The 23,879-nt window shown below is 72.3% G+C and carries 21 protein-coding genes and 1 pseudogene; 9 read left to right on the forward strand and 13 right to left on the reverse strand.

The features are described from left to right. Positions 1 to 642: 642 nt before the first annotated feature. Positions 643 to 801 (reverse strand): SHOCT domain-containing protein, encoded by a 159-nt coding sequence (locus tag HK417_RS18375; RefSeq protein ID WP_222269306.1) that lies wholly within the window; start codon positions 799 to 801, stop codon positions 643 to 645. Between the two features lie 310 nt (positions 802 to 1,111). On the opposite strand from HK417_RS18375, the gene HK417_RS18380 reads away from it, so the two are divergent. From HK417_RS18380 to HK417_RS18390, 3 genes are all read left to right on the forward strand, one after another. Next, positions 1,112 to 1,270 carry a hypothetical protein gene (locus tag HK417_RS18380; protein ID WP_222269309.1) on the forward strand — a complete coding sequence of 53 codons (159 nt, stop codon included), beginning with the start codon at positions 1,112 to 1,114 and terminating at the stop codon, positions 1,268 to 1,270. A 636-nt stretch (positions 1,271 to 1,906) separates the two neighbouring features. After that, positions 1,907 to 2,740 (forward strand): class II glutamine amidotransferase, encoded by an 834-nt coding sequence (locus HK417_RS18385; protein ID WP_222269312.1) that lies wholly within the window; start codon positions 1,907 to 1,909, stop codon positions 2,738 to 2,740. 99 nt (positions 2,741 to 2,839) lie between these two features. After that, positions 2,840 to 3,529: an SIMPL domain-containing protein gene (locus tag HK417_RS18390; protein ID WP_222269315.1), complete on the forward strand. Its 690-nt coding sequence runs from the start codon at positions 2,840 to 2,842 to the stop codon at positions 3,527 to 3,529. A 352-nt stretch (positions 3,530 to 3,881) separates the two neighbouring features. Here the strand turns inward: HK417_RS18390 and HK417_RS18395 are convergent, their stop codons facing one another. The 4 genes from HK417_RS18395 to HK417_RS18410 all read right to left on the reverse strand — a co-directional run bounded on the left by HK417_RS18395 (position 3,882) and on the right by HK417_RS18410 (position 9,462). Next, positions 3,882 to 5,753, reverse strand: coding sequence for a hypothetical protein (locus HK417_RS18395; protein ID WP_222269318.1), 1,872 nt, complete (start codon positions 5,751 to 5,753; stop codon positions 3,882 to 3,884). Then, positions 5,750 to 7,456 carry an alpha/beta hydrolase gene (locus HK417_RS18400; protein WP_222269321.1) on the reverse strand — a complete coding sequence of 569 codons (1,707 nt, stop codon included), beginning with the start codon at positions 7,454 to 7,456 and terminating at the stop codon, positions 5,750 to 5,752. Before HK417_RS18400 ends, HK417_RS18395 begins: the two co-directional genes overlap by 4 nt. A gap of 172 nt (positions 7,457 to 7,628) precedes the next feature. Continuing rightward, on the reverse strand, positions 7,629 to 8,837 hold the full coding sequence (gene speB, locus HK417_RS18405) for an agmatinase (protein ID WP_222269324.1): 1,209 nt from the start codon (positions 8,835 to 8,837) through the stop codon (positions 7,629 to 7,631). Between the two features lie 139 nt (positions 8,838 to 8,976). Beyond that, positions 8,977 to 9,462 carry a DUF1269 domain-containing protein gene (locus HK417_RS18410; RefSeq protein ID WP_222269327.1) on the reverse strand — a complete coding sequence of 162 codons (486 nt, stop codon included), beginning with the start codon at positions 9,460 to 9,462 and terminating at the stop codon, positions 8,977 to 8,979. Between the two features lie 400 nt (positions 9,463 to 9,862). Between HK417_RS18410 and HK417_RS27000 the strand changes: the two are divergent. Together HK417_RS27000 and HK417_RS18425 are read left to right on the forward strand one after the other, a co-directional pair. Next, positions 9,863 to 11,138: pseudogene (locus HK417_RS27000) on the forward strand (arginine deiminase). Between the two features lie 138 nt (positions 11,139 to 11,276). Continuing rightward, positions 11,277 to 11,855 (forward strand): MarC family protein, encoded by a 579-nt coding sequence (locus HK417_RS18425; RefSeq protein ID WP_222269333.1) that lies wholly within the window; start codon positions 11,277 to 11,279, stop codon positions 11,853 to 11,855. Between the two features lie 376 nt (positions 11,856 to 12,231). On the opposite strand, the gene HK417_RS18430 is transcribed toward HK417_RS18425, so the two are convergent. Further along, positions 12,232 to 12,801 carry a DUF308 domain-containing protein gene (locus tag HK417_RS18430; RefSeq protein WP_222269337.1) on the reverse strand — a complete coding sequence of 190 codons (570 nt, stop codon included), beginning with the start codon at positions 12,799 to 12,801 and terminating at the stop codon, positions 12,232 to 12,234. 234 nt (positions 12,802 to 13,035) lie between these two features. Here HK417_RS18430 and HK417_RS26565 point away from each other — a divergent pair, with 234 nt between their 5' ends. Further along, on the forward strand, positions 13,036 to 15,648 hold the full coding sequence (locus HK417_RS26565; protein ID WP_308123695.1) for a LuxR C-terminal-related transcriptional regulator: 2,613 nt from the start codon (positions 13,036 to 13,038) through the stop codon (positions 15,646 to 15,648). A 2-nt stretch (positions 15,649 to 15,650) separates the two neighbouring features. On the opposite strand, the gene HK417_RS18440 is transcribed toward HK417_RS26565, so the two are convergent. The 4 genes from HK417_RS18440 to HK417_RS18455 all read right to left on the reverse strand — a co-directional run bounded on the left by HK417_RS18440 (position 15,651) and on the right by HK417_RS18455 (position 17,925). Continuing rightward, entirely contained in the window at positions 15,651 to 15,866 is a 216-nt protein-coding gene (locus tag HK417_RS18440) for a hypothetical protein (RefSeq protein WP_222269340.1), read from the reverse strand. A gap of 393 nt (positions 15,867 to 16,259) precedes the next feature. Next, complete coding sequence (locus tag HK417_RS18445) at positions 16,260 to 16,874, reverse strand: copper chaperone PCu(A)C (RefSeq protein ID WP_222269343.1); 615 nt, start codon at positions 16,872 to 16,874, stop codon at positions 16,260 to 16,262. Beyond that, a complete protein-coding gene (locus HK417_RS18450; RefSeq protein ID WP_222269346.1) occupies positions 16,871 to 17,008 on the reverse strand; it encodes a hypothetical protein in 138 nt (45 codons plus the stop codon). Before HK417_RS18450 ends, HK417_RS18445 begins: the two co-directional genes overlap by 4 nt. Before the next feature lie 371 nt (positions 17,009 to 17,379). Next, positions 17,380 to 17,925, reverse strand: coding sequence for an HdeD family acid-resistance protein (locus tag HK417_RS18455; RefSeq protein ID WP_222269350.1), 546 nt, complete (start codon positions 17,923 to 17,925; stop codon positions 17,380 to 17,382). 371 nt (positions 17,926 to 18,296) lie between these two features. Between HK417_RS18455 and HK417_RS18460 the strand changes: the two genes are divergently transcribed. Together HK417_RS18460 and HK417_RS18465 are read left to right on the forward strand one after the other, a co-directional pair. Continuing rightward, positions 18,297 to 19,037 (forward strand): CPBP family intramembrane glutamic endopeptidase, encoded by a 741-nt coding sequence (locus HK417_RS18460; RefSeq protein WP_222269353.1) that lies wholly within the window; start codon positions 18,297 to 18,299, stop codon positions 19,035 to 19,037. A 236-nt stretch (positions 19,038 to 19,273) separates the two neighbouring features. Beyond that, positions 19,274 to 19,870 (forward strand): amphi-Trp domain-containing protein, encoded by a 597-nt coding sequence (locus HK417_RS18465; RefSeq protein WP_222269356.1) that lies wholly within the window; start codon positions 19,274 to 19,276, stop codon positions 19,868 to 19,870. 719 nt (positions 19,871 to 20,589) lie between these two features. On the opposite strand, the gene HK417_RS18470 is transcribed toward HK417_RS18465, so the two are convergent. The 3 genes from HK417_RS18470 to HK417_RS18480 all read right to left on the reverse strand — a co-directional run bounded on the left by HK417_RS18470 (position 20,590) and on the right by HK417_RS18480 (position 22,282). Further along, on the reverse strand, positions 20,590 to 20,742 hold the full coding sequence (locus HK417_RS18470; protein ID WP_222269358.1) for a hypothetical protein: 153 nt from the start codon (positions 20,740 to 20,742) through the stop codon (positions 20,590 to 20,592). A 17-nt stretch (positions 20,743 to 20,759) separates the two neighbouring features. After that, complete coding sequence (locus HK417_RS18475) at positions 20,760 to 20,990, reverse strand: hypothetical protein (RefSeq protein WP_222269361.1); 231 nt, start codon at positions 20,988 to 20,990, stop codon at positions 20,760 to 20,762. A 77-nt stretch (positions 20,991 to 21,067) separates the two neighbouring features. Further along, complete coding sequence (locus tag HK417_RS18480) at positions 21,068 to 22,282, reverse strand: MFS transporter (RefSeq protein ID WP_222269363.1); 1,215 nt, start codon at positions 22,280 to 22,282, stop codon at positions 21,068 to 21,070. A 54-nt stretch (positions 22,283 to 22,336) separates the two neighbouring features. Here HK417_RS18480 and HK417_RS18485 point away from each other — a divergent pair, with 54 nt between their 5' ends. After that, positions 22,337 to 23,080 carry an AraC family transcriptional regulator gene (locus HK417_RS18485; RefSeq protein ID WP_222269366.1) on the forward strand — a complete coding sequence of 248 codons (744 nt, stop codon included), beginning with the start codon at positions 22,337 to 22,339 and terminating at the stop codon, positions 23,078 to 23,080. Positions 23,081 to 23,879: the final 799 nt, after the last annotated feature.

Genomic DNA, 23,879 nt, shown 5'->3' on the forward strand with positions numbered 1-23,879 from the left:
GCGGCCTCTACCTCAACGACCCCACCGCCTGGCCCTCAGACCCCCGACGTTTCAACGGAGAGCAGCACTAGTGCCGTGCAGTCTTGTCGATGTCGTCGGCGGGTAACCCGGGTGCTTGTTGCGGACGGCATTCCAGGTGAGTATTTTGCCGACCGTCCGGTGGCCTCTCCAACCGGTCGCCCAGTTCGTAGACCGTGCTCCCCGCCTGGTAAGCAGTAGACAGCGAGCTGGTGACCGCGGCCGCGATCGCGTCGGCGCGGGTCTCGCGGCGCGCGGACTTCCGCGAGGGGAGACCGCCGCGGGATGGAGACCCCGCGTCGGTGGTCAGCGAGATGATCGGCCGGCCTGCCAGCCTCCGGTTGACGTCCCCGGTGCACGAGCCTGCGGATGACCAGGCGAAGCGCCCAGCCGAGGAGAAGGACGCCGCCGATCCCCAGTGGTCGGCCGACCAGCCAGTCGGCCACCGACGCTCTCCTGCCGTTGCCGCCGGTGTGCTCGTACACCCATCCGCAGACCCCCGGGCCTGTGGGCCGCAGACGCCCGGCGGGGGAGCGTCGGTGGTGACCGGCGGCGATCCGCGCCGGGCGTTGGCACGTCGCCGCCCCGGTCCGGGTCGCCCGGGATCAATAGCGAGCCCCCCGCCTAGGACTGGAGAAGACGGGCCTTCTGCGTGGCGAACTCCTCGTCGGTGAGGAGCCCGGCTTGCCGGAGTTCGCCGAGCTTGGTCAGCTGGGTGTGCAGTTGGTCGACGCCAGCGAGCAGCCCCGGTCCGCCGCGGCCGCGTCCCAGCCTGCCCCTCATGACGGCACCTCCACCATCGTCGGCGCCTCGTCGGCCCGCCGCGCTTCCGGCACCTGCGTCGCCCGGGCGGCCAGGGCGCTGTCGAGATTTCCCCGAGGCACGCGGTCGTGGGCGACAACGGTGCCGTGCACCTGCCGGACGGCGTCGCCGAACGCGGCCCCCAGCGGTTCTCCCAGAGCAGCATCAGCGTGGTGGTGTCGGGCTGCAGAGTGGCCGCGATCTGCGTCAGGTCCTCGTCGCTGAGGAGCTCGAGGACATCGCCGTCGACCGCGCCGAACGGAGCGCCGTCCTCGTTCTCGAGCTCCCCTCAGTGACACGACCGTCGGTGGCGATGTACAGCACGGCGGCATCGAGCACCCGGACGGTGCCGGAGTCGACCAGCTCGGCGAGCGCCGGGGCGATCGCGGCGTTCAGCGCCTGGCCGGGGAACGCCAGCGCGATCCACTCGACCGGGCCCGTGATCGGCTGACTGCTGTCATGGGTTGCCTCCTCCTGTGGTGCGGTCTCTACCGGTGCGCGGCTCGTCCATCGATCTGCTCTGCCCTTCGGAGGGCGCCAGTGGGGCCTGCACGCGGAAGACCGCAGGTTTCCCCTCCGCCTGCCCCGGTGCCTCCTCCGCAGTGGAGGAGTTCTCCGACCCGGCGAGGCCGCGTCGCGCCGCGCGGACCTGTGGACGCGCCGGCTCGCCGCCGGAGGGTCTGATTGGGAACGCCGTTCCCCTTCGGCGCTCCATCTCGGCCGGACGAGGCGCGCGCATGCTCGATCCGCGACGCTGACGGACAAGGGACCGAGAGGGGGACGCCACCGTGTCGTCACGTTGCGAGTTCCGTGTGGCGGGGCGCCTTTTCGAACGGACCCGCGGCGCTTTCCCGGACATGCAACTGGTCGACGTGCCACCGGAGACGATCGCCTACGGCGAGGTCGTCGATGAGGCATACCTCCACGGCGGGCTGGCATCGATCCAGGCCCTCGGCCTGCACGTCGTGTCCCTGCACGAAGTGCCCCCGCGACGTCACCGCGGCTCCCAGGACCACGAGGCGAAGCACCACCGGTCGGCGGGCCGCGTCCGCGGGGCGGCTGTCACGAGATCAGAGGAGAGATCACCATGTGTCGTTGGCTGGGGTACCTCGGCAGTCCGATCGAGCCCCGGGAGCTGCTCTACGACCCGGAGCGCTCCCTCATCGAACAGAGCATGCGCCACGCCCCGGACGCCTCGATCGCCAACGGTGACGGCTTCGGCCTCGGCTGGTACGGCCGCCGCGACGTCCCCGCCCTGTTCCACAGCGCAACCCCCGCGTGGGGCGATCGCAACCTCCGCGCGCTCTCGGCCGAGATCTCGTCGCCGATGTTCCTCGCCCATGTTCGGGCGGCGACCGGCACGCCTGTGCAGGAGACGAACTGCCACCCGTTCAGCCACGGGCGCTGGATGTTCGTGCACAACGGCTACATCGCCGATTACCTCCGGCTGCGGCGAGACATGGTGCTGGCCGTGCGCCCAGACCTCTTCTCCGCCATCGAGGGGACGACTGACTCAGAGGTCATGTTCCACCTCGCACTGACCTTCGGGCTGCGGGAGGAGCCGATCCCCGCGCTCGAGCGGATGGCGGGGTTCGTGGAGTCACTGGCGGCCGCTGCCGGGATCGGTGAGCCGCTGCAGATGACGGTCGGCGTCATGGACGGCGAGCGCCTGTTCGCGGTGCGCTACGCCAGCGGACCGGAGGTCAACACGCTCTACTACAGCGCCGACGTCGAGTCCCTGCGCGCGCTGTATCCGGCCGAGGAGCGCTTCGCGCACTTCTCGGCCGAGTCCCGTGTCGTCGTCTCGGAACCGCTCGTGGCGCTACCTGGGCTGTGGCACGAGGTGCCGGCCGGCTCGGCGATGATCGTGGAGAAGGGCGGGGTCGAACGGTTGCCCTTCACGCCACGCCCGCCGGGTTGAGCGGGGGGTCTCGGCGCGCGGGTCGGCGACTGCGGCCAGCTTCCCGCCGGCGGATGTGACCGTTGCGTGGGACACCGACGGGCCGCACCATCCACCGGCATGAGCGCCTCCGCCGCAGCCACCGTCACCCCGACCGTCGCCGTCCGCGGGCACTGGACCGCAGAGGTGCCCCCGGAGGTCGCCCGCGTGCACGTGAGCGTCGGGGCCCGCCACGGCGACCGTGCGCTGGTGCTGCGCGAACTGACCCGACGGGTCGAGCAGACCCGTGAGGTGCTCGCCGGTTACGGCGCGGCGGTCGAGTCTGTCGAGAATGCGCCACTGTGGATCCGCCCGCACTTCAAGGGCGACAAGCCGACGGAGCGGGTGACCGGCTACATCGCTGAGATGCAATTGACGGTCACGATCGTCGATTTCACCGTCGTCGGCGACCTGCTCCTGCGTCTCGCCGACCGGGACATGGTGAGCATCGAGGGGCCCTTCTGGTCGCTGAGGCAGGACAGCGACGCCCATCGGCGAGCACGGACCGAAGCGGTTCGGGAAGCGCGGAGGTGCGCCGAGGAGTACGCGACAGCGGCCGGCTCGCGGCTGACCGGGCTGGTCGAGATTGCCGACACCGGACTGTCCCTGGCGGCGGACGGCATGTCGCCCGGCGCGGAAGCCGGCCAGTTCCGCGCGGCTTCGATCGGCAGCGTCGCCGACGAGGTCGGCTTCGCCGTCGAGCCGGTCGCCCAGACGGTGCACGCCTCCATCGAGGCCCGGTTCACCCTCGCCCAGCCCGACTTTACGTGACCCGATCGATCGGCTCGAGGACGGGACCACGCGGCCGAGTCGTACCCCGGTCAACGGCCAAGGCCCTCGAGCACGTCGACGACCAGCCGGGTGGCGCCGCTGGCCAGGATGGTGACGGCGATGGCGGTCAGGCGGGAGGCTCGTCCGTGAGTTCGATGACCGATGGGAGAGCGCGACGACGGGCCCGGTCGCGACGGCGATCCCGACGGCCCAGCCGGTCAGTAGGCGCCAGCCACCGGCCGGCGCCGGGGGGAACAGCAGGAGGATCGCGACGATGACGCCGAGCGGGGACAGGGCGATCACGAGTGCGTGAGGCGTGACCTCGCCGAGCACTGTGGTCATCGCCCGGCCCTCATGACCGGTCCGAGCCGGCGGGAGGGGTGCGCTTCCGTTGTCCCGTGCTGCCCAGCAGTTCGTGCAGGTTGACCGCAAGCAGGACGAGCCCGGTGACGGCCAGCAGCACGGCGAGCGCGGCCTGCCAGTTGCTCAGCAGGGCGAGGACGACACCCACCGCGGCCCCTACGCCCACGGCCGCCGCAGCGAGGACGACGAGGAACAGTCGGATCCTGCCCCGTGCCGCGGCCTCCACCGCGGCGACGACGGCGAGGAAGGAGGCGAACGCCGACAGCGTCACCAGGCTCGGGCGCGTGAGCAGCACGCCGATGCCGAGGATGAGCACCGGTGTGCTCAGCGCGGCCCACAGCCGCAGGAAGGCGGTGTGCTGCCGGACCGTGCCGGGCAGCGAGACCGAGCGCAGGTGCGCGTCCGGTGGTCCCGGATCCGGTGGTCGGGCGAGGAACGAGGCGTGCACGGCGCGCTCCTCGAGCAGCCGGGTCCGCTCGACCGTCATCGCGGTGAGCCCCGCCTCCCTGGTGCCGAGCTCGGCTGCGCGTTGCTGCTCGAGGCGGCGGGTGTCGGCGCTCGCGCCGAGCGAGCGGGCCTGGGCGCGCAGCCCGCGCAGCGCCGTCCGCTCCGCGGCGATCGCATCGTCGAGAACGGTGAGGCGATCGGCGATCTCCTCCAGCCGGGCGCGCAGCGCCGCGTGCTCCTCGGTCGCCGTGGGCGCCACCGTGGTCAGCCCAGCCCAGCCGAGCGGGTCGGCCCAGGCCCGGCGGACCTCGCCGGAGCGCTCGTACCGGGGTCCGGCCGGTGCCCGCTCGCCGCCGAACGCGTCCCGGGTGTCCAGTCCCCAGAGGCCGCGGAACCCGGTGACCCAGGGTGTCTCGTCGTCGATCATCTCCGGCCGCCACGTGCGGGCGTGCCCGGGACCGACGGCGACCCCGTCGCCCCGGGCGTAGTCGACGAACGGGATCGCGAACCCCTTGGACGTCGACGGTGCGCGCTGCAGCCAACGCCGCACCGCGTCACGAGCGCGCCGCAGCGTCGGGATCTCGACGGAGATGACGTAGTCGCCGGGGACGAACGCACCGGAGTGAGAGCCGGCGCCGGGGAAGACGACGGGGTGATCTCCCTCGCGGCGCAACGTGGGGTCATCCCAGCGCCGCCGCAGCACCGCGCCGTGATGGTCGTGCGAGGAGGCCGCGACCCAGGCCGGGGACACCTGGCCACCGCTTCCGGCCAGGTAGACGGCGACCAGCTCCCAGTCGGCCTCGTGGTCGTTGACCCCCTGGAAGGTGGATCGCCAGTCGTTGAAGGCGTAGAAGAACCAGTACTGGCAGATCGTGTAGCCGCCATCGGTGACGACACGGCCGTAGTAGGGGCAGCTGTCGGGCGTCGCGTACGCGGAAGTGAGCCGCTCGGCGGCGGCGACGAGCCCGCGCGGCACCCGCCCTCGGACCAGCAGCGACAGCCGGAGCACGACGTCCACGAGCCGGGCGAGCACGCCGACGGCGGCCAGCCGCGCGGTACCCCGCAGTCGGGGCCGGGTCTGGCGCCGCCACGCCCGCACCTCTGCCCCCGTGATCGGCTGCTGGACGTAGCGCAGGTACAGCGGTCGGTCGCGGAGCTGTTCGCCGAGCTCGCCGAGCCGGTCGAGGGTGAGGCGGCCAGCAGGGACGAGCGGGGCGGTGCTGCGATCCGGTCCGCCCGCCCGGAGGCTGCACTGCGCGACGTACGGAGCGACCGGCGTGGGCAGGAACAGCTCCCCCTCGGTGAACCGCAGCACCGGCTCGTAGGTGCGCAGCAGCGTCTGGTGGCCGACCTCGGGGATCGAGGCCGGACCGGCCGTGTTGGCCGGCTGCAGCGCGGTCACCGAAGTCGTCACCGGATCAGGGCTCGCAGCCGGTCGGCCTTCTCGGGCGTCCAGTCCGCGGGGCGGAGCAGCAGCGCCCAGGCGTCCACCGACTCGCGGGTGTAGCGGTGCCCGTGCCCCTCGGGCACGTCGGTGGAGAATGGCATGTCCAGCGTGACCTGCCAGAACGTGACCAGGGGTATCCAAGTCATCTCGGGCAGGACGTCGCGCCCCGGTTCCTCGGCCAGCCAGTCGGGCCGATCGAGCAGCAGCGACGGGCTCCACCAGGTGACCGGGTCCGACGGGTGCTGCAGGATCAGCACCCGAGTGCCGGTCCACGGCTCACCGGCCGGCGGGGCGCCGCTGCTGATCTCGTTGCTGAATCGCACCGTGCGCCCGTCCCGGTACACCGGCTCGATCTCGCGACTGCCAGGGTCGCGACCGTCGCGGAACTCGGTGTGCAGGGCGTTGAAGTTCGGGGGACCGACGAACATCGCCCCGGTCACCCGGTTGCGCAGGTCGTACTCCCCGCTGAAGGCCGCCTCCGCCCCGAACGAGCCGAGGCTCTCCCCGAAGACGTACAGCTCCGGGCGGTCACCGGGGGGCAACGCCGTCCACCGCTCGTACACGGCGTCGAACAGCTCTCGCCCGGCGGCCCGCGCCCGGTCCTGGTCGATGAGGTAGGACAGCCCCGAGGGGACGTAGGAGTACTGCATCGCGACGACCGCCGAGTCGCCGACGGCGATGTACTCGAGTGCCGACAGCGAGCCGGCGTCCAGCCAGCCGCGGCCGGTGGTGGTGGCGACCACCAGCCGGGCCCGGTCGAAGCCGCCGGCCCGCTCCAGGTCGTCCACGGCGGCCTGCGCCCTGGCCCCGACGTCGTCGGCGGTGGCGACGCCGGCGTAGATGCGGATGGGTTCGGGCACATCCGTGCCGGTGAAAGCGCCGATCTCGGCGGCCGACGGGCCGCCGGCGACGAACGTGCGGCCCTCCCGGCCCAGGCTGTCCCAGCCGATCAGCGACCCCGGCCCGCCCGAGCGCAGCCGGCTGGTCGGGCGCTCGACGCCTGCGGGCGTCTCCTGGTCCTCCAGCGCGAACGCCCGATCGGCAGCGGCGAGCAACCCGTCGACCGCCCCCCCGCTGACCAGGAGGACCGCCACCGCGGCCACGGCGAGCCCGCCGAGGGCCCGGGCGGCGGACGGGCCGATCCACCGGGACAGCAGCCGGGCGATCGCCCGCGCCGCGCCACGAACCAGGCGGCACACCCCGAGGATCACGGCGAACACGACCAGGGCGACGACCGGCGCGAGCAGCGCCCGCCCCAGCGGCTCGGCCGGCATCCCCATCAGCTCGCGCAGCGTTCCCTGCCACCGCCGGCCGAGGACGAAGACCACCATGCCGAGCACCACCGCGCCGACGGCGAACACGCGCCACGACCACCGGCGCGGCGGGCGGGGGCCGCGGTCGGCCAGCGCCCGCCACACTGCGGCGGCCAGCACACCCAGCCCGTAGCCCATCGCGGCGCTGATCCCGCTGACCACACCCTGCGCGACGCCCTCTCGCGGCAGCAGCGACGGGGTGAGCGACGCGCAAACCAGCAGGACCGCCGCCCAGCAGCCCGGCAGGGACAGCCTCGGCCACCGCCGCGGCTGAAGGAGCTCCGGCCGGGTTTCTGGTGTCTGCAGGGGCGGTTGGATGGGCTCGGTCTGCCGTTCGACCGCCGGCGGCACTGTCATGCTGGCCACCCCGCGGCCCTGATGGGCGGGGCGGAGTCGGTCCGGCGGCACCGGACGACGACGGACGGGGACGGGGAACGGGTGGTCAGCACCGTCGCACGCCTGGTGGCCGGGCATCTCCGACACCCGCATCCAGCGGCGCGTCCGGTGCGCGCTGCTGCGAACGGCCTCGTCATGACGGAGCCGCGTCGATGCCCGCCGCCCGGTTCCGCTCCTGCTCCGCTCGTGCCCGCTCCTCCGCCGTCAGCCGGGCGCCGAGGTGACCGTGCTGCACCAGCGTGGCGAGGGTGTCCATGACGATGCGCGCGCCGAGCAGCGAGGTGATGTCCGCGTGGTCGTACGGCGGCGCTATCTCGACGAGGTCCATTCCGACCAGCCCCTCCTCCGCGACCATCCGGACCGCTGCGAGCGCTTCGCGGGGCGTCATGCCACCGGGCTCGGGGGTTCCGGTTCCGGGGGCGTAGCCAGGGTCCACGACGTCGATGTCGAAGGAGAGGTACACGGCGTCGGCGCCCTTCCAGGCGATCTCGAGTGCGATGTCCATGGCGCGCCGGATGCCGAGGTCCTCGACGTCGAACATCGTGATCACGGTGGTGTCGATCTGCTGGGCCACCTTGACCCCGGAGTGGTTGCCGATCCAGCCGCCGATACCGATCTGCACGAGGTTCGCGGGCGGGACGTTGGGCAGTCTGGTGGCATGCGACCAGTGCGTCGTGTGCATCCGCTCGTCCATGGTGGTCTCTGCGGTGTCGATGTGGCGGTCGAAGTGGACGATGCCGAGCTTTCCGTCGATGTGTCTCGCGAGCGCCTTGGCGTCCGGATACCCGATGCTGTGGTCGCCGCCGATGATCACCGGGAAGCAACCGGCGTCCAGGATATGGGACACCCCGAGGTCTATCTGGTCGAACGTCTTCTCGATGTTGGACGGGATGACGAACAGGTCACCGGCGTCCCCGATGCTGATCTCCTCCAGCAGGTCCATGCCGATGTCCGGGCTGTAGGAGTCGTAGAGCGCGGAGATCCGGCGGATGGCCTGGGGCCCGAAACGAGCGCCACTGCGGTAGGTCGTGCCCATGTCGAAAGGTGCGCCCACGACGGCGACGTCATGTCTCCCTATGGCGCGGATGTCCTCCACGTAGGGCCTCTTCAGGAAGGTTGTGATCCCGGCGAACATCGGGTCCAGGCCCCGCGAGAACAGCGAGATGTCCCGGTCGTTGATCGACGGCGCTGCCGGCAGACCCAGGTCGAGGCTCCGCTCGACCATCTCCCTGCGCTTGGTCTCCGGGACGTCGCCGAGGCGACGCCGGGCACGCATGCCGGAGAGCCGCTGTCTGACCTCCTCGAGCTCCCGGTCGTCTGCGAAGCGCCGATCATCTGCCATCTCGGTTCCTTCCTCGGATCCCGATCACTCGTGCCGGAGCCCAAGCGATGCCCTGAGCGGGACCGCCCCTCAGCCCCGCAGGTGGGGCACGCGGGTGGTCGGTTGGCAGTCACCGGACGGGATCCGCGGTGCCTGAGGCCTAGTCGGCGAACGCCGCGCGCAGGGTGTCCTCCTGCTCCTGGGACAGGTTGGTGAACAGCAGATCGGCGCGCTCGCCGGCGAACGCCTCCTGCACCCGGTCGCGGACGGCGTCGGAGGTGAGCACGAACAGCGTCGACGTGCCGGGGGTGATCTCCTTGCGGGCGCGTTTGATGAACGTGTCGTCGATCCCGACGTCGGTGAACCGGCCGGTGAGCGTTCCGGCCGCGGCGCCGATGGCGGCGCCGAGCAGCGGCACGAGGAAGAGCAGGCCGAACAGCATCCCCCAGAACGCTCCGCCGACAACCCCGGCGCCGGTGAGGTCCTGCAGCTGACGGGTCTTGGGCTTCTTCGCGCCGGGCGGCCAGGAGACGGTGGCGGCGTCGTGCACGGTGATCAGCCTCTGCTGAGACAGCTCCCCGAGGGTGCTCACGGCGTTCTCGGCACCGTCGGGGGTGTCGAAGCGCCACACGCTCAGAGTGGACATCGGAGCTCCTTCCGTGGCGCTCGATGCGCTCAGCGGCATCGTGTGGCCGGCCCCCCGCCCCGGCCTCACCTGCCGGAGATGAGAGGTACCGGCAGCGGCGGACGTCGGGGCCGGGCAACCCCCGGCGGCTCCGGCAAGTGCTGGTCCTCACGGTCGTCGGTGGCGCGGACCGGCCGGCGTGGCGCTGCTGCGGCAGCCGAACCGGGCCGCGCAGCGGCGGCGCGCGACCGCCGGCGCGGGACGTCTCACCTCCACCGGAGGAGGCCAGCCGACTGGGGTGAGGCAACCCTGCTCATGCCGGTGCAGGTCGGCGGGTGAACGAGCCCGGCCCTCCGCAGCCGCGCCCGTTCTCCACTGGCAGGAGCAACGGGTCGGACCTCGATCGAGGTGTGTGCGGGCGATGACCGGAACTGCGACGTCCTCGTCTCCGGTGGCGGTGCCGCCGGCCGCGCCGCACGGTGTGAACTCCGAGGTCGGGGGGCTCCGCAAGGTACTGGTGTGCGCGCCGGGGTTGGCCCACCAGCGGCTCACCCCGACCAACTGCGACGACCTGCTCTTCGACGACGTGCTGTGGGTGCAGAACGCCCGGCGCGACCACTTCGACTTCATGGCCAAGATGCGCAAGCGCGGCATCGAGGTGGTCGAGCTGCACAACGTGCTGGCCGAGACGCTGGCCGTCCCCGAGGCGCGGACGTGGCTGCTGGACCGCAAGATCGTGGCCAACGAGGTCGGTCTCGGGCTGGTGGAGGACACTCGCGCGTTCCTCGAGGAACTCGACGACCGGCGGCTGGCCGAGTTCATGATCGGCGGCCTGTCCACCGCCGACCTGCCGGCCGACTTCCGCCCCGGCTACGTGGCCCTGGCCCGGGAGTCCACCGGCGTCCGGGAGTACCTCATGCCCCGCTGCCCAACACCCTCTACACCCGCGACACCACGTGCTGGATCTACGGCGGGCTGACCCTCAACCCGCTGTACTGGCCGGCCCGGCACGACGAGACGCTGCTGTACAAGGCCATCTACACCTTTCACCCGGACTTCTCCGGCGCCCGGGTCTGGTGGGGCGACCCCGAGCGCGACTGGGGACTGGCGACGCTGGAGGGCGGCGACGTGATGCCGATCGGCAACGGCGCGGTCGTGGTCGGGATGAGCGAGCGCACCTCTCGGCAGGGGATCACCCAGTTCGCCGCCGCGCTGTTCGCCGAGCAGGCAGCCGAGCGGGTGATCGTGGCCGGCATGCCGAAGCTGCGCGCGGCGATGCACCTGGACACGGTGTTCACCCTCGCCGACCGGGACCTGGCGACCGCCTTCGCCGACATCGTCGACGGCATCCACACCTTCTCCCTCCGCCCCGGGGACAGGGACCCGGTCGAGGTCACCGAGGAGAGAGAGCCCTTCCCCGCGGTCGTCGCCGACGCGCTGGGCCTGCCCGCGCTGCGGGTGCTGCCCACCGGCGGGGACGCCTACGAGAGCGAGCGCCAGCAGTGGGACAGCGGCAACAACGTCGTCGCCGCCGCCCCCGGGGTCGTGTTCGCCTACGACCGCAACACCACCACCAATGCTCCGCTGCGCAGGCCGGCGTCGAGGTCATCACCATCGTCGGTGCCGAGCTCGGCCGCGGGCGGGGCGGCGGCCACTGCATGACCTGCCCGATCATCCGCGACCCCGTCGACTTCTGAGCACCGGCGATGGACCTGTTCGACCAGCCGCTGCTGCTCTTCCTTGCACTGTTCGCGCTGTACAGCCCGATCGCCGCGCTGCCGTCCTACTTCCCGGTCGTCGGCCGGCTGGGTCCGGCCGACTAGCGCCGGCTCGCGTTGGGCCTGTTCGTCAACGTGGTGGCCTTCTCGATGGTGGCCCTCTGGGTGGGGGAGCCCCTACTCGAGGTGCTCGGGCTGAGCACCGCGGCCCTGACGACCGTCGGTGGCATCGCCCTGCTGTACGAGGGGGTCGGGCTGATGCGCGGCACCGCCGAACACCCGACCCCGGCCGAGGTAGAAGCCAAGGTCGGCGGGGGGGCTCCTCGGCCGGCCGACGCGCCGGGGGCCGCCGTCGACAACCGGAGGGCCACGGGAGCCCGGCGGGAGCACATGTTCGTGCCGGTCACCTTCCCGCTGACCGTGGGCGGCACCACCTTCGCCTTCTTCGTCGCCTTCCGCGCCGAGGCCGACTCGACCGGGGACGTCGTCGGCCTGTCCGTCGCGGGGGTCGCCTATGCCGCGGTCACCGCGATCACCGTGTACGCCGCAGCGCACGTGCACCGGCGGGCGTCGGCCTCGACGGCGGCGTTCCTCGACCGGCTGTCCGGGATCCTGCTGACCGCCATCGCCGTGACCATCCTGTCCAGCGGGGCCACCCGGCTGATCGTCGACGTCCTCGAGGGCCTCGGCCGCTGACGGGAGCCGATCGGTGGGGGCGGCGGGGACCAGCCCGCGCCGACATCGGCGGCTGAAGCCACCGCGGCCGTCGCAGTGGATCTGCCGTCGCTGCTCGGGGGCGAGGTGTACCGAGCCGCGCGAGTCCGTTGACCCAGACGGGACCGGTGGCGGCCTCTCCGGCGACGCTGAACGCCGGTGGAGGAGCCCGATACCAGCGCCGATTTCGGGCCGCCTCTCCCGCTCGCCTCCGGCAACGGGTGGCGCGCAGCCGAGGCGTCGTGGGTTGCTGACCTCCTCCGGTTCGAGCTCGGCACCGGCCGGCCAGCTCAGCGGTCGCGTCGGCGCCGCTGTGCACAAGGGTCCGGGCCGCACGGCCCGCCGCGGCCGGTCGGACTCAGCGGCCCTTCGCTCGGGGGCTGACCGGCGCCCGCGGCGGAGCGGGCATGGGCCGCAGCCGGCCAGCCGCGACGAGGGTCGCGCCCTCCAGCAGCGTCTGCACGCCGATGAGTACACCGAGCATCGTCAGCGTCGCGGTCGTCAGGTTGAGCAGCACGAACAAACCAAGGGCCGCGGACACGAGGCCGCTGAGGAGTTGCAGGCTGCGGCCGTCCGTCGTGCCCGGGGAGGAGAAGAGCCGGGTGAGCCCGGCGGTCAGCAGCAGCGACCCGGTCAGCAACGTTAGGGTCAGCGCGCCGATGGCCGGGTTGCGGAGCATGAACAGCCCGAGCACCGCCAGGATGACGCCGCCCAGGGCGGACGGCCATGACGCGCCGGCCCGGGTGCCGACGAACGCGCGAACCAGCAGCACGACACCGCCGACGAACGCCGTCCATCCCAGTACGCGCACCGACAGCGCGGTCGCGAGGACGACGTTCCCGAGCAGGAACAGCGCCCCGAGGATGAGCAGGATGCCGACGACGAGGTCGACGCCCGTCCGCCTGCGCTCCATCATCGGCTGGGTCATCGTCGTGGTCCTCCGCTCGCTCCGGTGCAACCACCGGAGCATCGTCACGCGTTCCGGGGCTGGGATCCCCCGCTGCGGATGAGGTGTGAGCGCCACGTCCAGATGTCGGGTCCTCATCGCGGCAACGGCCGTTGTCGAGGTCGTTCCCGGGGCGGTACGTTGCCACGTGCCATGGCCGTCGGTGGCCCTGCAGAGGGCTCCAGCACGGGCGCGGGGCGCCCGGGGGTGCCGCACGTGAAGACGGTGGCGCCCCGGCTGCCCGAGAGTCACGTGCCGCGCTCCCGACTGACCGAGGCGCTGGAGGCCGCAACCTCGGACCAGGTCATCCTGATCTGCGCTCCGGCCGGGTACGGCAAGACTCTGCTGCTGGCCGAGTGGGCATCCCGGCGTCCGACCCCACCCGCGTGGGTGTCGCTGGACGCCGACGACAACGACGACCACCGCTTCTGGTCGGCCGTGCTGACCGCCCTGGCCTCGAGCGCGCTGGTGCCCGAGGGGAGTCAGCTGCGCGCGATTCGGGTCCCGGCCCGGCCGAGCCGGGACCCGACGTTCCTCGCCGCGGTGGTCAACGCTGTCGACCTCCTGCCCGGCCCGGTGCCGCTGGTCCTCGACGACGTGCACGAGCTGACCGCCCCCGACCCCCTGCACGGTCTGACTTCCCTGGTCCGCGATCGACCACCGAGCCTGCACCTGGTGATGGCCACACGTAGCGATCCGCCGCTGGCGCTGGGACGGATGCGGCTGCACGGGGAGATCTGCGAGATCCGAGCTGAGGCGCTGCGGTTCTCGGTCCCGGAGGCGGGGGCGATGCTGGCCGCGGCCGACGTCGCGGTCCGCGACGACCAGCTGCGCCTGCTGGTCGAGCAGACCGAGGGATGGGCCGCCGGGCTGCGGCTGGCCGCAATGGCCCTACGGGAGGTCGACGACCCCGACCGGTTCCTCGCCGACTTCGCCGGCGACAGTCGTGCCGTTTCCGACTACCTGGTCGGTGAGATCCTCGCGTGCCTGCCGGCCGACGTGCTGGACCTGTTGCGGGCAGTGAGCGTCTGCGATCCGCTGTCGGCCTCGCTCGCTGCGGCGCTGACGGGTCGTCCGGACGCCGGCGAAGTCCTCGACACCCTCGAGCGCGACACCTCCCTCATCCTCAGCTCGGGTCCGGGCCGGATCTGGTACCGGATCCACCCGTTGCTCCGCTCGCACCTGCTCGCCGACCTGCAGCGCCGGCGGCCCGACCGGCTGGTGCACCTGCACGGTCAGGCCGCCGACTGGTACGCGGCGGCCGGTGAGCCGCTGCCGGCCGTCGCGCATGCGCGGCGGTCCGGCGATCCCGGTCGGCTGGCCCGGCTCCTGCGGCAGAGCACCGTGGCACTGGTGGCCGACGGCGCGCACCGGGCGCTGCGAGAGGCCATCGAGGAACTCGGCGACCGGCACGTGGCCGTCGATCCCTGGCTCGCGCTCGTCGCCGCCCTCGTCAACATCGAAGGCGGCACGCTGGGCGCGGCCGATGGCCACCTGGCCCAGGCCGATGCGGCGTGGCCAGCCGAACCGGCGGCCGAACTCATCGGGTTGCGGGAGCTCGTCCGTGCGCGGCGGGTCAGCCTCACCGGTGACCCGGCCGTCATGGTCGACGTCACCGAGGGCCTGACTTCACTCGATGAGGGCGGCCTCGGGCTGGCGGTGATGGGTGACCTCGACCGCGCGCTGGCGCTGGTGACCGTCGACCGTCAGGACGAGGCTCGCGTCATCGCGGAGGGGGCGGTCCATCGGGCCCGTCGCTCGAGGCAGGGGTACCTCGTCGCCCGGGGCCTGACGGTCCTGGCGTCGATCGAGGGCACCCGCGGGGACTACCGCAAGATGGTCGAGTTCGCCGAACAGGCCGATGAGGTGCTGCCCGGCGTCGACTGGACGGCCACGGCTGGGGCGGCTCTGTCGTCGATCCTGCGCGCATACGGGGCGTTGCTGAACGCTCGGCCCCACGCCTGCCTGGAGTTGCTGGGTCCGGCGCTCGCCTTCGGCGACGATCCGGAGGAACCGGTGAACGCGGCCGCGGCGACGGCCCGAGCGCTGCGTGGAGCGGCGCTGGTGGAGCTCGGCCGCGTCACCGAGGGCCTCGACCAGCTGCGGCACGCGCGCGCCGCGACCGCCGACCATCCCCGGATGACGACGACGAGCGCGTTGCTTGCCGTCCTCGAGCACCGCGCGGCGACCCTGTCGGGCCGCCAGGATCTCGCCCGCACCGTGCTGACATGGGCCGAGCACGCCGTGGGTGACAGCGGCGAGGTGGCGCTGATGCGGGCGCACCGGCTCGGTGCGATGGGCAGGCTCGCCGCCGCCGCCGCCGCGCTCCAGCCCCTGCTCGACCGGTCGGTGCCGGTGCATCTGCCTTGGGCGGTGGCTGAGGCGTGGGTGCTCGACTGCCGCATCGCACACCTCGGCGGGCGCCGAGAACAGGCCCGCACCGCGCTGGACCGCGCGCTGGAACTGTGTGAGGCGATGGACGTGCTGCGCCCGCTGGCCTCCGGCCCGGTCGAAGTCATCGACCTGCTCACCAGTCTGCTGGGCAGCTTCGGGTCCCGCGAACCAGTTGCGCTCCGGGCCCTGCACGCGCGACAGGCGCTCGGCGGCGGCGCTCGTCCGATTGGACTGACCGACCGTGAGCGGGCCGTGTTGCGACTGCTGCCGTCCCAGCGGTCGTTCGACGAGATCGCCACCGACCTGTCGGTGTCGCACAGCACCGTGAAGACGCACGTCCGTGCCATCTACAGCAAGCTTGGCGTCAACTCCCGCCGCGAGGCCGTCGACCAGGCCCGCGGCACCGGACTGCTCTTTCCCGCCGGCGAACCGTGAGGTCAGCGGGGCATCTCGTGCAGGGACACGACCCGCAGGCCCAAGCTCCGAATGAGGGCGAGCACGCCGTGCAGCTGCGCGTCGTCGACCACTTCGCCGGAGATGACCGTCTCCGGAGGAGCGTCCTCCACGGCCATGTCGCCCAGGTCGGTGAAGGCACCGCGGGTGCGCTCGGACAGGTGGCCCGCTATCCGGAACTCATAGCGCCGCGACGACACGCCTCAGCCTTCCGTTCACGTTGACGACGTTGCTCTTCTGGGCCGCGTTGCGGGTCATCCGCAGCGGATGGAGTGCCACCCGGACCCGGGCCTCGGCCCGCCCAGACCGGGAACGGCCGGCGCCGGCGCAACCGGTGTGCTGCGCACCGGCTGCGCCGCCCGAGCGCAGAGCTCGTCCGGTTCGGACGAGGCCGGGCGAGGGCGTGGCCGGGGCAGCTCGTGCTTCCTTCGAGCGGCACGCGGTCGTAGCGGAGCGCAGGGGTCCGTCCCACCCCGCTGCACGGCACCCGCTCGGTGAACTCGCTGGATTCCCGGGCACCGCGCCGTCCGAGGCTTGAGCCGCCGAGCTGGATCCGTGCCACGATCAGCACGCGTGTCGACCGCCCGTGTCGTTCACGTCGGGTGGGCCGGATCACTCGGCAGCGTCGGCGGCCTCCCGTCGTACACCGCCACCGGAACGGGCAGCGTCACCGAACCGGAGGACTGGAACTCGAAGGTGATCGAGACGCGCGTGCCGCTGCGCAGCGGCTCGGCCACGTCCACCAGCTCCAGGTGCGGGCCGGTGTCCAGGCGCAGCGGAGCCACCCCACCCGGCGGCACCTCGACCCGCAGCTGTGGCGTGGGCTCCGCGTCCCCGTCCCGGACCAGCACCTGCCCGGCGACCTCGCTGCTGGCGCCGATCAGGGTGTCCGGCGCGTCACCGGTGTTGGCCAGCGTCAAGAACAGTTCGGCGCCGGCGCCGGCGATGTGGGTCGTGCCCCGCTCGCCGGGCGAGGCCAGGTACACGTGCAACAGCCGGATGGTGCCGGCCTGTCCGTCGACGCTGTCGAGGTTGCGGCTGAAGGTGGTCGACGTCGACGCGCTGGGCGTAGCGCGCTCCCGGCTGCACGCCGTCCCCAGCAGCACGACAACGACGGCCGCCATCACCAGCCCGGTGGTGCGGAGACTCCACGACGGAGCAGCCGGCCGCAGGCGCACCGGCGCGCCTCGAGCGAGCCGGCCGCTCACATCGACGCCTCCTGCGCCAATGTCGCCAGCGCCCGCTCGGCGATCTGCCGAGGAACCCGGTCGTAGTCGAGCAGGTAGCCGCCGACGCGGCCGACGGCGTCACTGAATGCGGCGGCCCACCGGTTCTCCCACACCAGTACGAGCGTGGTGGTCTGCGGGTCCGCGCCGGCGGAGATCTGGCCGAGCTCGTCGTCCGTGAGCGGCTCGAGACGTGCCCGTCGAGGGAACCGAACGCCGCACCGTCCTCGTCGGTGAGCTCCGCACGAGCCACACCGCCGGTGGCGGACTGGTGGATGAGGACTGCGTCGATGACCCGAACCGTGCCGGCCGGTCCGCCGAACTCGAGCGCGATCCACTCGACCGGACCGATCGGGGCGTCCGGGTGGGCAGCGGGCATCGGCTACCTCCTTTCGGATGGCGGGCGCCGGGGCCGTTCCCGTCCACTGCGCCCGCCTGCTGGGGGTCGGGACTGTCAGGCGTGGGAGGAATCGACGCCGGCCGCGGTCTACGGTTCGGCTGCCGACGGCTGGGTGGGACGCAGCCGACCAGCGGCGAGGAGGGTCACCCCGTCGAGCAGTGTCTGCGCCCCCACCAGAAGGCCGAGCAGGGTGAACGTCGCTGTCGCCAGGTTCAGCAGCACAAACAGGCCCAGCGCCGCGGAGATGAGGCCGCTGACCAAGAGCAGGCCGCGGGCTTCCGGCACGCCGACCGCGGCGAAGATCCGGGTCAGCCCGGTCGTGAGCAGCAACGCCCCGGCGACCAGCGTGAGGGTCAGCGCGCCGACGACGGGGCTGCGGAGCAGGAACAGGCCGAGCACCGCGAGAACCACACCGCCGACAGCGAGTGACCACGATGCACCGGAGCGCGCACGGACGAGGGTGCCCACCACCATCGCCACACCGCTGAACAGCCCCGTCCACCCGAGCACGACGACGGAGAGCTTCGTCGCGAGGACGACATTGCCGAAGACGTACAGCGCGGCGAGCACGAGCAGCACACCGACGACGACGTCCACTCCGGTCCGTCGGCGTGCCAACGCCGTTCCGGTCATCTCCGGCCCCTCCGGTCGTCCCCCGTGCGCCACCAGCGTGGCCGGACTCGGCGGTGCGCGGGTCGCCCGCGTCGGACGAGGTCTCACCCCGGCCGTTGGGGAATCGATCGGTGACGACCCCGCGGAACCACCGGCGCGACGGCGACGCACCCAAGGCATCCGCTCCGGGCCGCCGGCTGCGGCGTGGGCGAGCTCTCCGGGCGGCCTGCTGTCAGCGTCGCCGACCGGGGGCGGCGCGCACCGGCGCAACGTCTCATCCGCCGGGGAGGACGTCGGCTCGCCCAGGTTCTCGGCAGCATCCGGTTCCCGCGGCGCCCGGTGCTAGACGCCTCGCCCGCGCGGGAACCACAGGGAGCCGTGGCGGTGCGCCGATGACTCGAGCCGTGTCCACGCGGTCGGCGGACAGCCGCGGGCACTGGGCGCTCGCCGCCGTGCTCGTCGGGGTCCTCGCCGTCTGGAACAACGTCGTCATCCCGCAGGTTTCAGGCGCCACCGCGTCCTATGTCGTGGTCAACTGCGGGGCCGCCGGGGTCCTGGTAGCGGCCGCGCGGTGGACCGGCCTGACCTGGGCCGAACTCGGGCTCAGCCCAGGGCGGCTGTGGGCGGGGCTGCGGTGGGGAGGCGCCTGCTCCGCCGTCGTCGCGCTGGCGCTCACTGCCGCCGTGGCGGTTCCCGCCCTGCGCCCGTTGCTCACCGATGCCCGGGCCGCCGACCTGAACGCCGGCGACGTTGCAGTCGAGGTTCTCGTGCGCATCCCGCTGGGCACCGTCCTGTGGGAGGAGGTTGCCTTCCGCGGCGTGCTGTTGGCCGCCCTCGCCCGGGTGCTGCCCGTGCGCCGGGCGGTGGCGACTGCAGCGATCCTCTTCGGCGTCTGGCACATCCGGCCCACCCTCAGCGGGCTGGCTGCCAACGACCTGGTCGACGCAGCGTGGCTGCGGACCCTGGCCGTGTTCGGCGTCTGCGCTTTCACCGCGGCCGCGGGTGCACTGCTGTGCTGGCTGCGGCTGCGCAGTGGCAGCCTCCTCGCGCCGGCTCTGCTTCACCTGGCCACGAACACCCTCGGCACCGTCGCGGCCGCCGCCGCGCACCGCCTCGTCGACAGCGCAGCATGACGCGGCCATCTGGCTGCGGGCAGCGTGCGGCTGCCGGCCGGTCTGGCGATCGGGCAGTCGTTCGAGAACACGTGTCGCACTGCGACAGCACCGGCTGCACCACACCAGCGGGCTGCCCGGCGGATTGTCCCGGGCGATGGGGGCCGACGAGCGGCCGGGAGACTCGCGCGAGGTGGTGTACTCCGCACAGTTCGGCCGTCGCACCACGCGGCGCGCTCGGAGGAACGGAGAAGGCCGTGCCGGATGTGAAGGTTCAACAGAAGCAGGCGCTGAGCCGGCAGGAGGCCGCGCACTTCATCGCGGCGTTGGCTGAGGGACTGGGTGAGGACGGGAAGGTCACGGTCCAGCTGGGGAGCAGCACTTTGGAGTTGTCGGTGGCCAACCAGGTCGACTGGGAATTCGAGGTGGTGGTCGACGGCGACGAGATCGAGCTGGAGCTGGAGCTGAAGTGGTCGATGTCGCGCCGCGCGTCCGCCGAAGCCGCGGATGACGAGTCCGAGGAAGATCAGTCCGAAGTGGACGACTCGGAGGACGACGAGTCATCGCAAAACGCCCCGGCGGGGGCTGGAGCCGACGCTCCGGTGCAGGATGAAGGCGAGGACGGTGCTGCGGACGAAGGGGACTCCGGATCTGATGTGACCGAGTCCGTGCAGAAGGTCGCGTCGCAGTCTGCCGAGCCGCCCGGCGCTTCCCCGGGGGTCGGTAGGGACGCCTCCAACGGCGTCGATTCTGCTGCCGTGCGCGCCTGGGCTGCGGCCAACGGCATGACGGTCTCGCCGCGGGGCCGGATCAAGGCCGCGGTGCTCACGGCCTACCGAGCCGCTGGAAACTGACTGACCGCAATCCCGGCCCTGCGGCGGGGCGTCGCGAGGAGGTAGCGGAGGTGCCCGCACAGTGCGGCTGTGGTCAGCTCGACTGTGCGGTACGGCAGGGCGGTAGCCCGCCCGGGGCGAAGCACGGCGCCGGCTGTGCCGAAAAGTCGCACCTTGGCTCGAACCTCCTGGCCGCCGGATCGAGGTGACGACCGACTTCGACCGCATCGACGCGATCGTCGCCAGGGGGTCCCATCAACCCCGCCCACAACAGCTGCGGCGCGCCACCCCGATGACCAGGCCGTTCCCCTTCGGGGGAACGGCCTGAGTCGTCTTTGGTGCCAGCGTGGTGGCCACTGGAGCCATCACGGTGCCGGCGGTCCCCACAGCGTCGCCCATCCGGTCGGCGGCGTCGCGGCCAAGGGCGGGCAGAACGTGGCTGTAGGTGTCCGTCGTGGTTCGCAACTGTGCGTGGCCGAGCACCTCCATGACGACTCTCGGGGGAACTCCCTCGGACAGCAACAGGGGCGCGGTGGCTCGCGCCGGGGCCGCTGTTCGGCACGGGACACGCTCTCGACGACCGGCTTCGACTTCCCTACACCCAGCCGCCGGACTTGCTGCGCGCGGCGGTCGACCGGCTCGCCCGAGCCGACGCCGATGTGAAACTGGGCACCGGGGCCGGCGAGGGGCCGCGGGGGTGTCGCCGGACCGGGTGCTCTGAGCGCCGACGGGATGCACGGTCACGGGTCCGCCCGCCTGTGGTCTCGTACACGGGGCACGCTCATCGGACGACGTGTTCGGTCCTCGTCACGGGCGCGCAGCTCGTAGTCGGCAAGCAGGGGCAGCACGACGATGATGGCCGTGCCGATCAGCAGGTAGGTCGCCTCGAGCACCGGTCACGCCTCGCCGGTCAGCCGGTCTGACCGAAGTCCGAGCGGCGTGGGTCTCCCTGAGAGTCGTCCTCTGCTCGTACGGAGCGGTCTTCCAGAACCCTGACGAGCTTGTCCATCTTGTCGTGGAAGGACGGATCGCCGGGAAAGCGACTTCCCAACGCCCAGGTCTCCTGAACGACGTGCGCGCTCTCCGCCGCCCGGCGCAACAGCAACTCGCGGGCGCCTTTCACCAGCTTAATGACGTCCATCGTGGAGCTCTCCCAATGCCCGTCAGGGGCATCGTGTGGACCGTCTCTCAGCGGAGACGGAGGGCGGTCAGCCGTGGTCAACGGCGGTCGAGTGCCGCGGGCGAGAGAGCGGCGTCGGGCTCACCTGCCTCCCGATCCGCCTTGCCGGCAGTGCGGGACGTGGCGGGTTCAGGCAGGGAGCGGAAGAGCAACCAGCTGAGCACCGGCATCAGGATCAGGGGTGCCAGGGCGGTCTGCAGGGATGTGGCCTCGGCGAGGCTGCCGATGAGCGGGCTCACCAGGCCGCCGATGCTCACGGTCAGGCCGAGGGTGATCCCGCTAGCGGTGCCGATCCGCGAGGGCAGGTAGTCCTGGCCGAGTGTGACCTGCAGCGAGAAGGGGACATACAGGCCGGCCGAAGTCAGCGCCAGGAACAGGTAGATCGCCGGTCCGGGCACGAACACCGCGCCGGCGACCGCGCCGACCGTCAGCAGGTACGACCAGCGGCAGACCGGGACCCGGCCCCAGCGGTCGGCCAGTGCGCCCCCCAGCACGGCGCCGACGGCGCCGCCGAGGTAGAGCACGAAGAGGGCCACGGTGCCCGCCGCGGTGTTGCCGCCCATGTGCTGGGTGGCGTAGAGCGCGATGAAGGTGCTGAGCCCCATGAAGACGATCGAGCGGAAGATCACCGCCAGCGACAGCTTGACGAATGACCTCCGGTCGTCGTCCCGGCTGGGTGCGGACGTGCCCGACCCGCCGACCGCCCGCCGGCCCAGGGCGTGCAGCACCGGCAGGCACACCGCCACGCCGGCCAGCGCCGGCAGCACCAGCAGAGGGGTCAGCTCCAACCCGCCCGCGCCCACGACGGCGGCGACCAGCAGCGGCGACGTCGCGAAACCGAAGTTGCCGCCGACCGAGAACCAGGCCATCGCGCTGTGGCTGCCCTCGCTGGCGAGGCGGGCGACGCGCGCCGACTCGGGGTGGTAGGCCGCGACGCCGATGCCGGAGATCGCGATGAACACCAGCGTCAGCTCGTAGCTCCCGCTCAGCCCGCTCAGCGCGATGCCCACGCCGCCGAGCAGCGTGCTCACCGGCAGGAGCCAGGGCATGGCCCACCGGTCGGTGAGCAGACCGAACACCGGCTGGGCCACCGAGGACAGCACCGAGGCGGCGAGCACGAGGCCCGCGGCGGCGGCGTAACCGTAGGCGCGCTCGGCCACGAAGTAGGGGACCAGGGCCGCCACGGCGCCCTGGTAGACGTCGACGCAGGCGTGACCGAGGGACAGCAGGGTGATCGACGTCTTCCTTCGCACACCGTCATGCTCCAGCGTCGGAGGCATGTCGCGCTTCCGGTAATCTGCCGAACAATGACGCGAACCCGCCACGATCCGGTCGCGCCCACCCGTACGCAGCGGCTCGCGCCCGGTGGCGAAATTGACGCCCACCGGCACGACGACCATCAGATCGTCTACGCCGGCCGGGGCGTCCTGACCGTCACCACCAGCGCGGGCTCCTGGGTCGCCCCGTCCACCCGGGCCATCTGGGTGCCGGCCGGTACCGTGCACGCCCACCAGGCCCACGGCCAACTGGAACTCCACTTGGTGGGGTTGCCGGCGGCGGAGAACCCGCTCGGCCTGGGCGAGCCGACCGTGCTCGCCGTGAGCCCACTGCTGCGCGAGCTGATCGTCGCCTACACCCACACCCCAGACGACGACAGCGCCGAACGGGCCCGGCTGCGGGCGGTGCTGCTCGACCAGTTGCGGGTCTCACCGCAGCAGCCGCTGCACCTGCCGACGCCGGCCTCGCCGCTGCTCCAGGCGCTGTGCGACATCCTGCGCGCCGATCCGTCCGATGGTCGCACCCTCGCCGAACTGGGCCGCCAGGTCGGCGCGAGCGATCGCACCCTGTCCCGGCTGTTCCGCAGCGACCTCGGCATGACCTTCCCGCAGTGGCGCACCCAGCTGCGGCTCCACCATGCCCTCATCCTGCTCGCCGAACGGACGCCGGTGACCGCGGTGGCGCACCGCTGCGGCTGGGCTTCGGCCAGCGCGTTTATCGACGTCTTCCGCCGCACCTTCGGCAGCACCCCCGGCTCTCATCCGACCCGATGAGGAGGTCGGCAAACGCACCGGTGTCGGTGATCGGTCAGCCGCCGTGGGAGAGTGACCGGCCGGCGGTGTCCCCCCGTGGTGCCGAAGAGGTCTTGTGTCGGCGGTTCTGGGGGCGTCGATGGCGCCACGCGGGACGATTGCGAGCCCGGCCGACGGCAGGGCCTGTCCTGGGCTGGTATCTGGTTCTCGAGCCGTGGCGCTCACACCGACGCCTGGGTGGTGCCGCGATGGTGGCCAAACGAAGGCGTTCCGAGTCGTCCGCGGGGGTCCGCGGATCGCCGCGCAGCCGCCTGGCCTGCACCTATGAACTGGGGCGCACCGCCGCGCACCCGTGCCAGCCGCCCTGGCAGTGTGGGGGTCAGGGGTTCGAGTCCCCTCAGCTCCACCCCGACGACGAAGGCCGTCCTCCCACCAGGGAGGACGGCCTTCGTCGTTCTCGGTGCCAGCCTGGTGGCCACGGGAACAGTTGTGGGCCGGGTCAGTCCCCACAGGGCCTTGCCCATGCGCTCGGCGGCGTCGCGGCCGAAAGCCGGCATGACGTGGCTGTAGGTGACGTAGGTGTCCGCATCGGTGCGTGGCAGAGCACCTACATGACGACCCGGGGGTGCATGCCCTCGGACAGCAGCAGGGTCGCCGCGGTGTGTCGCCCCGTCGTGCAAGCGGATCTCGCGCACCCGGGCCTCACGTAGGAGCGCCTTCCACGAGTGTCAGTCCGACTTCCGCTCGACCGGTCGGCCGTCGGCCTGTGCGAAGACCAGGTCGCAACAGTTGAGACTCTGCCCATCCCCATCCCGCTCCT

The organism is Modestobacter marinus (assembly GCF_019799945.1).
GTDB classification, from domain to species: domain Bacteria; phylum Actinomycetota; class Actinomycetes; order Mycobacteriales; family Geodermatophilaceae; genus Modestobacter; species Modestobacter marinus_B.

What these genes read in the sequence shown, in the direction of transcription:
- HK417_RS18410 (WP_222269327.1), bottom strand. Translation starts at nt 9,462, where the DNA reads ATGTCCACTCTGAGCGTGTGGCGCTTCGACACCCCCGACGGTGCCGAG.
- HK417_RS18455 (WP_222269350.1), bottom strand. Translation starts at nt 17,925, where the DNA reads ATGACCGGAACGGCGTTGGCACGCCGACGGACCGGAGTGGACGTCGTC.
- HK417_RS18460 (WP_222269353.1), top strand. Translation starts at nt 18,297, where the DNA reads ATGACTCGAGCCGTGTCCACGCGGTCGGCGGACAGCCGCGGGCACTGG.
- HK417_RS18475 (WP_222269361.1), bottom strand. Translation starts at nt 20,990, where the DNA reads ATGGACGTCATTAAGCTGGTGAAAGGCGCCCGCGAGTTGCTGTTGCGC.
- HK417_RS18485 (WP_222269366.1), top strand. Translation starts at nt 22,337, where the DNA reads ATGACGCGAACCCGCCACGATCCGGTCGCGCCCACCCGTACGCAGCGG.
- HK417_RS18400 (WP_222269321.1), bottom strand. Translation starts at nt 7,456, where the DNA reads ATGACAGTGCCGCCGGCGGTCGAACGGCAGACCGAGCCCATCCAACCG.
- HK417_RS18375 (WP_222269306.1), bottom strand. Translation starts at nt 801, where the DNA reads ATGAGGGGCAGGCTGGGACGCGGCCGCGGCGGACCGGGGCTGCTCGCT.
- speB (WP_222269324.1), bottom strand. Translation starts at nt 8,837, where the DNA reads ATGGCAGATGATCGGCGCTTCGCAGACGACCGGGAGCTCGAGGAGGTC.
- HK417_RS18430 (WP_222269337.1), bottom strand. Translation starts at nt 12,801, where the DNA reads ATGACCCAGCCGATGATGGAGCGCAGGCGGACGGGCGTCGACCTCGTC.
- HK417_RS18390 (WP_222269315.1), top strand. Translation starts at nt 2,840, where the DNA reads ATGAGCGCCTCCGCCGCAGCCACCGTCACCCCGACCGTCGCCGTCCGC.
- HK417_RS18385 (WP_222269312.1), top strand. Translation starts at nt 1,907, where the DNA reads ATGTGTCGTTGGCTGGGGTACCTCGGCAGTCCGATCGAGCCCCGGGAG.